This window comes from Haloferax sp. DFSO52, from assembly GCF_048158745.1.
GTDB lineage: Archaea > Halobacteriota > Halobacteria > Halobacteriales > Haloferacaceae > Haloferax.
In genome coordinates this window covers 168,534-181,690 of the sequence record NZ_JBLOPB010000004.1, presented here as the reverse complement: position 1 = coordinate 181,690, position 13,157 = coordinate 168,534, and the positions used below count along the sequence as shown (strand labels likewise).

Sequence of the window (13,157 nt, the reverse complement as noted above, 5' to 3'; positions counted from 1 at the left end):
GTTGGGTGGTGTGGGTCGTGACGCCCCACGTAAGCAATTCGTGTGTCTCACCATTATTATCGGGTGTCTAGTGGCGTGGGCGGTGTGGTTGTGGGTTTGATAAGTTGGAAATTGTAACTGTTCCATCGAGCATAGGGTCTCTTTTAGCGGTACAACAGTCTCGGTGGTTGATGTGGTATGAGCGTGTGGTCACCCCCATGAAAGTCCACGAATTGACTGCGATTCAACGCGACTTGCTCTTCGTCGTCAGTGGAATGCGTAACCCGTCGGGCAAAGCAATCAAATCAGAACTGGAAGATTCGCAAGGCCGCGCATTGCTCGCGGGGCGAGTCTACACGAATCTGAACGAACTCGTCGAGAAAGACTTGATCGCCAAGGGGAGTAAAACCGGACGGACAAACGAGTATTCACTCACGGAAGACGGGCGTGACGCCGTCCGGAGACGTCGACGGTGGGAGCGGCGGTACACGAAACAATCCGCCTGACATCGTCTGTCACTCAGTCGCTGACTATCCTGTAGTGGCAAAATCGGCGCAAATCGGGGTGAGAGTCCCTTACTTTGTATATAATAAACACCGACTGAACACAATGCGCAGTCGATGACAGAACGACAGTCAAGCCGCAGACGATTCCTCCAGTTGACCGGCGCAGCCACGATTGCAGGACTCGCTGGCTGTTCGAGTGGTTCGTCCTCTGAGACGACGACCACGACCACCGAGAACACGACGACAGCCACGACGACGACCACCACCGAGACGACGACAGTGGCACCGGAGAACCGGATGAAAGGCCCCCGCGAGGGCGACGACTTGCCGGAAGACCCCAAGCCCTCTGATGGCTACCCGCCCGAGTTCGATACCGTTCCCGAAGAACGGGACATCGACCCGAGTTCCTACGACACCCTGACGCGCGAGGTTCACGACGTGACCGTCGATGTTCCGCTCGTCCCTATCGAGGACGCGTACTACTGGTACGCGCGTGGGGAGGCACGCTTCGTCGACGCGCGGAGTGAGACCGGGTACGAGGTGTCGCACATCTTCGGGTCGGTTCTCAGTCCCGCACCCGACGGTCGCGTGCTCGACGCCACCGACGACTGGAGCAAAAATAACAGTGGCAAGATCGTGACGTACTGTCACTGCCCGCACCACCTGTCGTCCCTTCGAGCGGCGTCGCTTCTCGCGAACGGATTCGACGAAGTGTACGCCATCGACGAAGGGTTCCAGGCGTGGCTCGACCGGAACTACCCGCTCGCAGGTTCCGACACGAGTCGTGACTACACGGTTCGAACTATCGAAGGCAAGACGAGTCGGTCCGACGCCGGCGAAACCGCGTGGGCGTTCCACCCACCGACCGACCAGGTCGAAGCGACGGAAATCCAGTCCGACGGGTCCTACACGCTCGAACTCAAGTTCGTTCAGGTCGACGCACAGAGTACGATTCAAATCGAGACGCCGAGTTACGCTATCAAAGCACCGCTCGGTAACCTAACGAGTGGCACCGTCACCGCTGACACGGGGACGCCCGCGTCGGAGACGCAGACGACGAACTCGACGAGTACGAACAATACGTCGACGTACAACAGTACGAACGCTTCGACCAACTCCACCACGGACGACTCGTATTCGTGGGCGTGGGACGTCTAACCGGTCGAGTCGCAGTACCTGACTCCTTCTCTTGCGGGCTGGCCCACGGTGACATTTAACAGCCACGTAAGCGAACCGTGGACACATGACGTCCAACAGTGGCGACACGCCCGAGTGGACGACCATCGAAACCACCCGTGACGGGTACGTTGGCCGGATTACACTCAGTCGACCGGAGGCGATGAACACGTTTAGTACCGAACTCGCGACCGAACTCGACGACGCACTGCGCGCGTTCGACGAGGCGGTAAACGTGCGGGCAATCGTGGTGGATGGCGCAGGCAAAGCGTTCTCGGCCGGCATCGACCTGTCGGAATACGCCACCTACGAGACGAAAGACGAGTACGAAGCGTGGGTTGCGGTGATGGAAGAACCGTTTCGAACACTCACGAAGATGCGCACACCGGTTATCGCCGCCGTGCACGGTCACGCCGCAGCGAATGGTATCGGCCTCGTCGCTGCCTGTGACCTTGCGGTTGCCGCCGAGGGGACCCGATTCGGCGCGACAGCTCCCAAAGTCGGGTTGTTCTGTATGGGGCCTGCTGTGCCACTGATGTCGTCGCTCACGCGGAAACGGTGTCTCGAACTGCTTCTGACGGGCGAATTGATAGACTCGGAGACTGCCCTCGACTGGGGACTCGTCAACCGTGTCGTCCCCCCGGATGACTATCGCAGCGAAGCGGTCGAACTCGCTTCGACCATCGCGTCGAAGAGTCCTGTCGCCGTTCAACTGGGAAAAGAGGCGTTCTACCAGATGGCAGAACTGGAGTACGACGAAGCGCTGGACTACTCGAACGAACGGTTTGCCGAACTCTGTACGACCGCCGACGCCCACGAGGGAATCGACGCGTTCCTCGGGGGTGAACCACTGGGCGCGAACGAGTGGCCGGGTGAGTGACTTTCTTCGATGTCCTCGTCGCGGGCAGTCGTGGGAGTAACCCGGTTGCTGCACCACCATACCTCGACAAACCACGAATTTTCGGTCGCATTCCGAAACGTATGATTTAGATTAACATGCCATCTGTGTCGTTGTCATACACAGATGAGGAGGATTAGCAAACACGTGGCAAAAATGGCTCTGGAATCAATATACTCCATGTCGGTATACAAACTTTCTCATGGGGTTCGTATGAACGACTGTTGCGGCCACCGCACCGAGTCTCAATTCCCGCAAGGCTAAGCTCGCCGCTGACGGCAAACGAGGCGAGCACTATCAAGGGAAAGCCCCGCTTATCCCACTGGCGAACCAACAACGAGCATGTCCCAGTATGAGGCTTCATTCGAGATCGACTCGAAAACAGATTCGGACGCGGCTCGACGAATGCTGGAAAAGGTATACGATACGATACGAGAAGAATCCCGGAGTGTCCGAGAGGGAACAGACGATGCCGATGAACTCCTGCGAGCGTTCCAAAGGCTTCGAGACGCAGCGAAGCATCGGACGCCGGGGCGACTGACCATCACCTACGAACAATACGACGACGAGTTCTCCGACTGATGTTGCGGATTCCCTGTTGGATGTCGAGACGGTTACGTCTGTCAACCGGTGTGTACGCGTGTGTCACCGCTGGGACGAACACAGTCCATCTTGTCCGCTGGCTTCGATAGGCGTTCACTGTCTTCATTCGACCCTGTCTTTGACACACCCCGACTGGTCCCTACTGGTCTCAGTTGGCTCAGTATCTCGGATACAAACTGCGCCATCCTCTCCTGGTGAGACCCGCCCGCACGATGTCGGCAATCTTGGCTCGAACGGTGGACTGAAGATACGTTTTGAGATGTCAGATGACTCATTCGATGACAACTGCTCCGGCGATGATTCCAGCGTCTCGTCGAGAAGGGCTAGACTGGGCGGGGGCTTGAAAAGGCAGAATACGACATGAAATTCCTCACATGAGAATTTCAGAGGCAGGCTACGCTGGTCAAGAACGGGTGATACGCGATCGACATCGACATCGCGGTCACCGCGATTCGTGGACAATCTGACTGCAGAATACCAGTTCGATATCCACCCCCTACAAGTGTCCACGTGTCCGTAATCGACTATGGTTGATCTAATTTCTCTCGGCGGACTGCTTCTCGCCTTCTTCCTCGTCATCATGAACGGAGTCTTCGTTGCTGCGGAGTTCGCCTTCGTCAAAGTCCGACCGACTCAAGTGACGTCACTCGTCGAACGAGGCAAACCGGGGGCGGCGCTCGTGCAAGACGTCGTTCAGAACCTCGACGACTATCTGGCTGTCAGCCAACTCGGAATCACGCTCTCCTCGCTCGGCCTCGGCTGGATCGGTGAACCGGCTGTCGCAGCGCTCATCGAACCGGTCCTCGGTCAGTTTTTCCCTGCGGAAACGGTCCATCTCGTTGCATTCGTCCTCGGGTTCGGGTTCATCACGTTCCTCCACGTGGTGTTCGGAGAACTCGCGCCGAAGACGTTCGCCATTCAGGAGGCCACACGTATCGCGCTCCTCGTGGCCCCACTCATGAAGTTCTTCTACTACGTGTTCGTGCCCGGTATCATCGTCTTCAACGGGACGGCCAACTACTTCACCCGTCTCGCTGGGGTCTCTCCGGCGTCCGAGAGCGAAGAAACCCACACCGAAGCGGAGATTCGGATGATTCTCACCCGCTCGGAGGAGTCGGGACACATCGACCTCGACGAAGTCGAGATGATCGAGAGCGTCTTCGAACTCGGCGATACGATCGCCCGCGAGGTCATGGTTCCGCGTCCAGACGTGGAAACCGTCACTGCCTCGATGCCGCTCTCGGAACTCCGGTCAGTTGTCGCCACCGGGAGCTACACGCGCTACCTCGTACTCGACGAGGACGGGAATCAACCGCTTGGATTCGTCCACGCCAAGGACATTCTGCGAGCGAGCGAAGCCGAGATGGACCAAGACGGCACGGTCACAGCGCGTGAGCTCGCGCGTCCAGTCCTCACGGTGCCGGAAACGCGCCGGATCGACGCGATTCTCGCCGACTTTCAGACGCGTGGGGAAGGCCAGATGGCCGTCGTCGTCGACGAGTGGGGCGTCTTCGAGGGCATCGTGACTATCGAGGATATCCTCGAAGAGATCGTGGGCGATATCCAGGACGAATTCGATACAGGTGCTCAAGAGCCGTCGATCGAGAAGAGAACCGACGGAGCGTACGTCGTCGACGGAGGAGTCACCATTCAGGACGTGAACGACCGGCTCGGCTCTCGATTCGAGAGCGACGATGTCGAGACGATTGGTGGATTGGTCTTCAGTCGCCTCGGCAGAGTTCCTGAAGTGGGCGATCAGATCGATTCGGACGGCTACGTGCTTCAGGTCGAGGCTGTCGATGATACTCGAATCGAACGACTCGTGATTCAAGAGACGCAGGTTCGACAGGAGTCGGACGAAGAGTAGCGTTTGAGTTCCAGTTCGGGACAGAAACGAAACGGCCGCAACACGGGAGTGAGGTCACCGGAGATTAGTCCGTTCGTTCGGAGAACGGTCTCCACTGGACGGGTCTGTACCACTCCGATTACGAACCGCCTCTGGAGGCCCTCCTGATAGCCGCGACTGACTACTCTCTCCGTTGAATGACGGTTATAAGTTGGGACTTCGGGAGCCGTTCGTCTGAGAGATACGGGGCGTGGTCCCGTTTCTCGAATTTTCGGTGCTCTTCCTGTAGCTTGTCGTTCAACTGCTTTCGACGGTCGCTGTCGACTGCAAAGTTCTCGACTCCGTTTTCGAGCGATTCTATCTTGTGTGCAATCTGCATGAGACGGTCACTCGGTGACGAGTCCTCGAAGAGAACTGCGTCCTCGGTCTCACGGGAGATGTATCCGACAAATGTGGTGGCAAGGCTTCCCCGCAGGTCGTCCGTTTTCTCTTCGACTAGCCACTTCGGAAGCTGGATGAACACGTCGTCTTCGTCCAGGAGGCCCAACAGTTGCCACAGCCGACGCGTGCTCTGTTCGTTGAGGTAGCCCCGCTCTTGGGCCGCCTCAAGTGTCACATCGCGGTCTCTGAGCGTCTTTGCGTGCCACTCGCGAGCGAAGGAGTCGTAGTCAGTGTACGTTCTGAGAGCGTCAACCACTACCGAGACGATAGACGAGCAAGTCAAAGAGTGGTTCTATTACTGGTCTCTATGAACTGTTCTGGTCCCGAAGGCCACCTATCGACGAGAACTGCTGACGCGGTACCGATTGATGCAGCCCGTAGCGGGGTGGAGTGTTCGAACAAGGAGGTAGTTCTACGACACCGTCTCCAATCGGACCGACTGAGGGTTTACTCCTCAGATTGTATCGAAATGAGGGACGCTGCTCCGCACTCCGGGCACTGTTCGTGCTGGGTGTGAAATCGTGCTTCGCACGCTTCACACTGGTAGTTTGGATGCTCCGTAGCGGTTTCGGTTGCCGTCTGCTTGAGCTGTTCGACCTTCCTTCCGGCGCGTCTGAAAAATTCCATCCTCTCTGTTAGCATGTGAGCGACAAGCGGATAAGCGTTCGTAGGGTGACCGGTTTCTGAGCGAACAGCCCGCTTCTACAGAGGAACGAGGAGAGTGCCTCAGGTCTTCACCCAGGGCAGTGCATGGAGTGTCTCTCTAATCGACTCACTCGTGTGCATGCCAGCCCTTATCTCGCGTCAGTATCATTAATTGGTGTGGTCTTCTCTACCGTTTCGTTGGCTGTCCAAGGTCTCGGCACCCAGTCTGTAACGGCCGAGATGCTCGTCGTTTTTGCAATTATTCTGCTCGCACTCGTGTTGTTCGCTACCGAGTGGTTTCCCATCGACGTCACCGCGATTCTGGTGATGGTGCTATTGATCGTACTCCAACCGTGGACGCAGATATCAGCTCGGGAGGGAATTTCGGGATTTGCGAACCCGGCCACGATAACTGTCCTCGCCATGCTCATCCTGAGTACCGGAATCAACCGAACCGGCATCGTCCAGCTGCTCGGTCGGAAGATGGCCGCGTTCGCGGGGGCCAACCGAAACAAGCAACTCGCGGCGACGATCGGCATCACCGGCCCCATCTCGGGACTCATCAATAACACGCCGGTCGTCGCGATTCTGGTCCCGGTGATTAACGACCTCGCACACAACGGGAAGACCTCACCGTCGAAATTGCTGATGCCGTTGTCGTTCGCCTCGATGCTCGGCGGCACGTTGACGCTCATCGGAACGTCGACGAACATCCTCGCGAGCGATATCGCAGCTCAACTCGGAGCGGAATCTCCCGAGCTGGGTCTGCACGCGTTTGGGATGTTCGAATTCACCAAACTCGGTCTCATCGTTTTCGCGGTCGGGTCCATCTATCTGATGACGGTCGGGGTTCGACTGCTCCCCGAACGGATTCCCGCTGACGAGGACCTCGTCGAGGAGTACGCCCTCCAGGAGTACCTCGCAGACGTCGTTGTGCCAGCGAACTCGTCGTTGATCGGAAAGACGGTCGAGGAGGCGCTGGGAGACGACGACCTCGACATCGACGTGTTACAGCTAATCCGATACGGTGAGCGCTTTTCTGATCCGCTTGCCCGCAAAGAGATTCGTGAGAAGGACACACTCCGGCTCAGGACGAACCGGGAGACGCTCGAACGCATCATGGATGCGGAAGGCCTCACACTGTCGGGCGGACCTCGGACTGAAGATGACCTGCATCCTGATGAGGAAGAACCGGTCCTCGTCGAAGTCGTCATTCCGTCGGGGTCGTTCCTCGTCGGCGAAACCTTGGCGAGTTCGACGTTCCGACAGCGATACGACGCGAACGTCCTCGCTTTCAGAACCCGCGGTGATGTCGTCCGGGACCGGTTCGAGAGCATCCGTATTCGGACCGGTGACACGCTCCTCGTGCAGGCACCACCCGATAGTCTCACTCGCCTCGTCGAGAACCAGGACTTCATCGTCGCTCACGAGTTCGACGAGGTGAACTACCGGAGCGACAAGATTCCGTTCGCGGTCGGAATCATCGCCGGCGTCATCGCACTCCCGGCACTGAACATCCTGCCGATTGTCGTCTCTGCGTTAGCAGGCGTCGTGGCGATGGTCTTCACCGGCGTCCTGAAACCGACCGAACTCTACTCGTCTGTCGAGTGGAACGTGATATTCCTCCTCGCGGGCGTCATCCCGCTCGGTATTGCCCTACAGCAGACAGGAGCGGCAGCGCTGCTGGGCAATGTGGTCGCCTCGACTGCCGTATTCTTGCCAGCGATCGGTGTCCTCTGGGTGTTCTACGTCGCGACTGGCCTGTTGACGAGCGTCATCAGTAACAATGCGAGCGTCGTGTTGATGATCCCTGTCGCGGCCAGCGCAGCTCAGTCGATCGGTGCGAACGCGTTCGCGTTCGTCCTTGCCGTGACGTTCGCCGCCTCGACGGCGTTCATGACGCCGGTCGGCTACCAGACGAACCTCTTCGTCTACGGCCCTGGCGGGTACCGGTTCTCGGACTTCATCCGCGTTGGCGCGCCGTTACAGTTCCTCCTGTCGGTGGTCACTGTCGTCGGAATCGCGTTCTTCTGGGGTGTCCGTGTGTGAGCTGTGTTCTCTCTCGCTCCCGGCTGGCCCAGCGGACACCGAGCAACGTTGGGTATTCGCAGAGCTGTCGGAGCGTCACAGCAGGAACCAGTGACTTACTTCACTCTTCCATGAAGTGTGGGTCCGTCATTTTCACCGAATAGACGCGTTCTCTCGGGATGTACGTGTACTCATCGTCGCCGTGATGAATCTGCCAGTGGGCTTCTCGGTAGTTCAGCTTCTCATCGTCGATTTCTTCCGAGACGGGTTCGTCCACGCCTTGATAGACAATTATCGCCATGAAGAACAGTAGGTGGGGCGTGTCGATAACTTGGCAGGGTAATCACCACACAGACAGCGTCCGCTGACCGTCGATACGTATCTAGCATCGTGGCTGTCTGGTTTCTCGTGAGGATTTCTCCCCACTGGTATCACTGCTCGAAGGCACCATGGCATCACTAATAGCAAAGTAGCGTCTGAACCCACTCTGTACGTCTGTCGTGACTGAGGTGACGTATCGAAACCTCGAACATAATAATAGATGGCAGCGGTGTGGGGGACAGTTGGTGCATCGTAGCGTTTCGCACGACTGAGAGGCCATCTTTCCCCATACCCTTTCCAAGAGCCCGTCTCACGGGTCTACAGCACCCGTCAGAACGTTGATTGACTTGGCTGACCTCATAGAGACTATGGCAGAGTTCCCAGACGAGCGACAACTCGTACTACGTGCGCGGTCCCAGTTGGATGAATGGACGAGAGATGCCCGGAGGGAGGCATACGCTGAACTGTTCGAGGGCGACCACCCAATTCTTACCGAAGCGGAACTCCGCCTGCTCGACGCGCTCGATTCCGAGTTGGAACGAGAGGGTGGCGATGGTGTCTGGGGAACTGACCAGTACGGAATCCATACGGCTGGATCCTCCAGTTCGGACACCTCCCTCGGTGTGGTCTGTGTCTATCACCCACAGATAACCAAGGACTCTGTCCTTCGCGGACGGGACGAACTTGACGACGAGACTGAAGAGCGACTCAATGCAGCGCTCTGGAAATATAGCGAACGGGTTGCGACCCTCATCGAAGCAAAACTCAACGAGTTCATCCGACAAACACAGCGGTAAGCTCCGGTTAGGCACACTTTCGGATTGTCGTACGCGTCAATTTCATTCGGCGAGGGAATCCCATCGTCGACACCCTCCCCATCCTAACGGACGAGAATATCCGCGTCTTCGTGCGCGGGCGATTGTCAATGGAGTACGTGAATATAATCGATGGTATCCGAACTACACCCCCCACCGGCTCCGGGGACATTGCGTCAGAAGACAGATGGCAGTCCTGGTTGAGTCATTCCCAGAACCTCCACTGAAAAGACGCGCATCAAACTATCCTCCAAAACTTTCGAGCGACCTCATCACTCTTCAGTTCCAGACAGTTCAAAAAACGCGTGCTTAGGCCATTTTCGGACAACTGACGTTCTCTGTTGCGATGAGATTAATTGGTGTCATGCAGTACCATGGCAGCCATGACGAGACCGTTCGAACCGTCTTGCTCCCTGTTTGTGATGGTACATTGCCGTACGAGTGATGTGGTGTCTGTTACATTGATATGATACTCGTTACTACAGTTGTGTTCCTGAGATGAAGCAATTCAAAACTCCATTACAATCACGTTCTGCGACTAGATTCAACCTGTACACCGTACACTGATTGCCTACAAACTGGTCGTGTAAATGTGAATATAAAATCGCAACTCTTTATATAATTCAGAATGTGCAGTTTTAATATTATATTGGCTTGCATGGTGCTGATTTTACACTGACGTATACGAATCTGTGACGTTCAGGAAAATCTGAATAAATTGCCACCGAAGTATTTATGTAATTATCTGGCTGTTAATCTGATTAATGGCTAGCACACAAGAGGAGCAATCTGATACGAACGACAGTATCGATTGGGACATGGTCAGCTACGCAATCAGTTCCCAGTACAGGCTCACTGTATTGGAGCGGCTCGCGGAAGGGCCAGCGACGCCGACTCGCATTGCAGCCGATACCGACCGCCACGTAGCAAACATCTCACGCTCGATTCAACGCCTCCGGAAGCGAGGGCAGGTCGAACTCCTCGTGCCCGAAGACCGGAAAAAAGGACGCGTGTACGGCCTCACAGAGGAGGGCCAGCAGTCGTGGCAGGTTATCCAATCGCAGGATTTAGTCTGAAACCTTCCGATAACTGCAAAAGTTTGGGCTCTCACGACCTGTCGAATTTTCTACCCGGTACTCGGTTATGATGTTTCTAACCGAGGGGCCGGATGGCGTCAGCCAGTCAACAACAAAGAGTATACTCTAGTATGTTTACGCATGGTAGAAATACCGATAGTGAAAGACAATGGGGTTATTCGGACCCTTGGAGAAATACAAGCCGATGTCTTGGCAGGGTTCGTCATCCTTCTCGGCGCTTCGATGTCGGTGTTGTACGTCGACTCGGTACTCGTCCGTGCGCTGTTCGGCATTCCGTTGCTCATCTTCCTCCCTGGGTATGCGCTCCTCCTCGTACTGTTTCCACATAAGTACACAGACACTCGGGTATCTCGCTCATCTGCACTGACCGTCAACCGAAACGGGCCTGGAGTGACGTTCGTAGAACGGGTTGTTCTCGCGTTCGGTATCAGCCTCGCGCTGATCCCGCTCCTCGGCATTTTCATCCTCAGTGTCTTCTCGCAACCGAGCACCATCACCATCGTCGGTATCTTCGCAGCGGTCATCGGTGCTGGTCTCTTTATTGGTGAATACCGCAGGCAACGACTCACGAAGACCGAACAGTACACCATCCCATTCAGATCCTGGTACACTTCCTTCGCCGAATCGGTCTCCAATCAGAACGATTCGAACCGAGTGCTAACCGTCGCTCTCGCTTTCGTGGTCGTCCTCTCGGTTGTCGGCCTCGGGTTCGCGCTTACCGTCCCGAACTACGGTGAGTCGTACTCGAGTCTCTCGTTAGTCACCCAACAGTCGGATGGCGAGTTCGTCGCCGCTGGCTATCCCGAGACGTTGTCGTCAGGCGAAACAACTGAGATCTACGCGAGCGTGACCAACTACGAACGAGAACAAACACGATACACGCTCGTCGTCCAGTTACAACGTGTCGAAACCTCGTCCGGCTCTGTCTCAGTCGTCGAATACGAAGAATTAGCGAGAGTCTCTCAGGACGTTGCTCCCGGCGAGTCGTGGACTGTCAGCCCCGAACTCACCCCCGAAATGACAGGTTCTGAACTCCGTCTCGTCTACCTCCTGTACAAAGGCGACGCACCTGCCGACGCCGGGACGGACAGCGCGTACCGCTCGACGTACATCTGGGTCAACAACTAACGGGTCCACAGTTGCGTCGCTGGTTCCCACGACAACTATCGGTCTTCTTCCACTGACGACGGATTCCCCGTGATTTCTACAATGTACCTCACTGAAACTGGCCCACCGATAGGTGGTCGTCAACGTTCCTGTCGAGCGAGACGGTCGGAAATTCGGACACACGTGTTGACCAGAGCCCCGTGGAGGAATCAGAGATACTGATAGGAACCAGAGGTACCGATGGAAACCAGAAACACGGACAGGAACCAGAAACGCAGATAGGAAAGAAACACGGACAGGAAAAACGCGCGACAGTGCAGAAGTGAGCCGATTACCAGAAACAATCGAGTCGGCCACCCGAAACGTACGTCGGTGTTACGCCCGCTGACGAATGGACTTGTAGATGTGTGCGAGTTTCCCCATCCCAGCATCGCTTCGTTCGAGACTGTAGAATGGGACGAGATTCGGGTTAAACTTCGATTTGTATCGGTTGATTCGTCGGTTGTCTGCGCCGACGAGGTCGTACGTCGTTCGCCCACGTTCGATACCATCGTGCATCAACTGCCAGTCGAGGAGGTCGTTGACCGAGACGTCCACGTCGATGTCGGTTCGAACACCGCCTTGCCACCGTGAGACAGTTCCTTTGTAGTCGGTGGCGAGAATCCCACCGATGAAGTCGCCGTCGATACGGAGCACGTACGGGCGAATCTGTCCTTCCGGAAGGTTCGTATAGAGGTCTTTGACGAATTCGGCGGAGGTACGGAACGAGATTCCCTGATTTTCGTACCGGTCTGTAACCTGCTCGATAATGAGTTCTATCTCCCGAAGCCCACCTTCTTCGATGGTGAACGAGTCTTCCGGTGCGTTACGGATGTTCGCTCGTGCGTCGCTACTGAAACTCATCAAGACCTCGTCTTCGCCGGGAGTGAGGTCGACGTGGTAGGTGTACGAAGGCGAGATGGTAAAGTCGTTCCAGGTAAACGCCCGGAGGTCATCGTGCGTCTCGTCCAGTCGGATGTGGGTGTACTGTGGCCGAATCTCGTTTTGAATCCACTCGAAACATTTGTCGATAAACTCGTGGTGACGACTCTCGCGCTTGCGCTGTTTCATGTTGTCCATATTAAGAAAGAGTGGGCCGAGGTATGCGACGCGGAGTTCGGGGGGCGGCGAGAAGACCGTCTGTATGGGACCTTTCGTGATTTTGAACACCGGGAAGAGGCCGACCACCTCTTGGCCTTTGAATCCGATAAGTGGATACAACTCTGCGTTGGAGTGTTTCGCTTGCACCTCCAGCGCAGCATACTGATGGAACAAGTTTCCCTGTGGCGACTGCTCGACGTAGTCGTCCCACTTGTCGATGTCTTCCTCGGTGGCGTACCTAATCTCGATGCTCATTGTTCGTAGCCTAAAAGTCCTCACCCTGACCGCTTTGTTATAATCTTCTTATCCGTCAGGGAGTGTGCTGTGGCCCAGTTAGCCCCTCTTTGTCTGTTCGTTTTGCCCCGAAAAATTGCGATGAAGAGACACATTCCCCCCTCCAGTGTTTGTCGATTGTACTTCGTCTGTTACGGTGGCTCTGTGAGCTGGTTTTCTCACCTCGTGCCTCCGTAGGCTAGGGTTCGATACCCGTCTTTGCGTCTTCCCCGAGACGGGTTGGTGACCAATAACAATACTGCTCGATACCGTCTGAACGTG

Annotated in this window: 12 protein-coding genes; 9 read left to right on the top strand and 3 right to left on the bottom strand. The window is 56.2% G+C overall.

Annotated features, from left to right (window positions below):
* Positions 1 to 197: 197 nt before the first annotated feature.
* From ACK3SC_RS18205 to ACK3SC_RS18185, 5 genes are all read left to right on the top strand, one after another.
* The gene (locus tag ACK3SC_RS18205; RefSeq protein WP_416841668.1) at positions 198 to 485 is read left to right on the top strand and encodes a helix-turn-helix transcriptional regulator; all 288 of its coding nucleotides are present in this window, start codon (positions 198 to 200) and stop codon (positions 483 to 485) included.
* A gap of 114 nt (positions 486 to 599) precedes the next feature.
* On the top strand, positions 600 to 1,643 hold the full coding sequence (locus tag ACK3SC_RS18200; RefSeq protein ID WP_416841667.1) for a rhodanese-like domain-containing protein: 1,044 nt from the start codon (positions 600 to 602) through the stop codon (positions 1,641 to 1,643).
* Between the two features lie 85 nt (positions 1,644 to 1,728).
* Positions 1,729 to 2,541 carry an enoyl-CoA hydratase/isomerase family protein gene (locus ACK3SC_RS18195; protein ID WP_416841666.1) on the top strand — a complete coding sequence of 271 codons (813 nt, stop codon included), beginning with the start codon at positions 1,729 to 1,731 and terminating at the stop codon, positions 2,539 to 2,541.
* A 360-nt stretch (positions 2,542 to 2,901) separates the two neighbouring features.
* On the top strand, positions 2,902 to 3,141 hold the full coding sequence (locus tag ACK3SC_RS18190; RefSeq protein WP_416841665.1) for a hypothetical protein: 240 nt from the start codon (positions 2,902 to 2,904) through the stop codon (positions 3,139 to 3,141).
* 547 nt (positions 3,142 to 3,688) lie between these two features.
* Positions 3,689 to 5,029, top strand: coding sequence for a hemolysin family protein (locus ACK3SC_RS18185; RefSeq protein ID WP_416841664.1), 1,341 nt, complete (start codon positions 3,689 to 3,691; stop codon positions 5,027 to 5,029).
* A gap of 160 nt (positions 5,030 to 5,189) precedes the next feature.
* Here the strand turns inward: ACK3SC_RS18185 and ACK3SC_RS18180 are convergent, their stop codons facing one another.
* Positions 5,190 to 5,705 (bottom strand): hypothetical protein, encoded by a 516-nt coding sequence (locus ACK3SC_RS18180; RefSeq protein ID WP_416841663.1) that lies wholly within the window; start codon positions 5,703 to 5,705, stop codon positions 5,190 to 5,192.
* A 566-nt stretch (positions 5,706 to 6,271) separates the two neighbouring features.
* On the opposite strand from ACK3SC_RS18180, the gene ACK3SC_RS18175 reads away from it, so the two are divergent.
* Positions 6,272 to 8,143: an SLC13 family permease gene (locus ACK3SC_RS18175; RefSeq protein WP_416841662.1), complete on the top strand. Its 1,872-nt coding sequence runs from the start codon at positions 6,272 to 6,274 to the stop codon at positions 8,141 to 8,143.
* Between the two features lie 100 nt (positions 8,144 to 8,243).
* Here the strand turns inward: ACK3SC_RS18175 and ACK3SC_RS18170 are convergent, their stop codons facing one another.
* Positions 8,244 to 8,423 carry a hypothetical protein gene (locus tag ACK3SC_RS18170; protein ID WP_416841661.1) on the bottom strand — a complete coding sequence of 60 codons (180 nt, stop codon included), beginning with the start codon at positions 8,421 to 8,423 and terminating at the stop codon, positions 8,244 to 8,246.
* Positions 8,424 to 8,811: 388 nt separating this feature from the next.
* Between ACK3SC_RS18170 and ACK3SC_RS18165 the strand changes: the two genes are divergently transcribed.
* From ACK3SC_RS18165 to ACK3SC_RS18155, 3 genes are all read left to right on the top strand, one after another.
* Positions 8,812 to 9,240 carry a hypothetical protein gene (locus tag ACK3SC_RS18165; protein WP_416841660.1) on the top strand — a complete coding sequence of 143 codons (429 nt, stop codon included), beginning with the start codon at positions 8,812 to 8,814 and terminating at the stop codon, positions 9,238 to 9,240.
* A gap of 782 nt (positions 9,241 to 10,022) precedes the next feature.
* A complete protein-coding gene (locus ACK3SC_RS18160) occupies positions 10,023 to 10,334 on the top strand; it encodes an ArsR family transcriptional regulator (protein ID WP_416841659.1) in 312 nt (103 codons plus the stop codon).
* Between the two features lie 210 nt (positions 10,335 to 10,544).
* On the top strand, positions 10,545 to 11,483 hold the full coding sequence (locus tag ACK3SC_RS18155) for a DUF1616 domain-containing protein (protein WP_416841658.1): 939 nt from the start codon (positions 10,545 to 10,547) through the stop codon (positions 11,481 to 11,483).
* A gap of 354 nt (positions 11,484 to 11,837) precedes the next feature.
* Here the strand turns inward: ACK3SC_RS18155 and ACK3SC_RS18150 are convergent, their stop codons facing one another.
* Positions 11,838 to 12,857: a lipid II:glycine glycyltransferase FemX gene (locus ACK3SC_RS18150; protein ID WP_416841657.1), complete on the bottom strand. Its 1,020-nt coding sequence runs from the start codon at positions 12,855 to 12,857 to the stop codon at positions 11,838 to 11,840.
* Between the last annotated feature and the right edge of the window lie 300 nt (positions 12,858 to 13,157).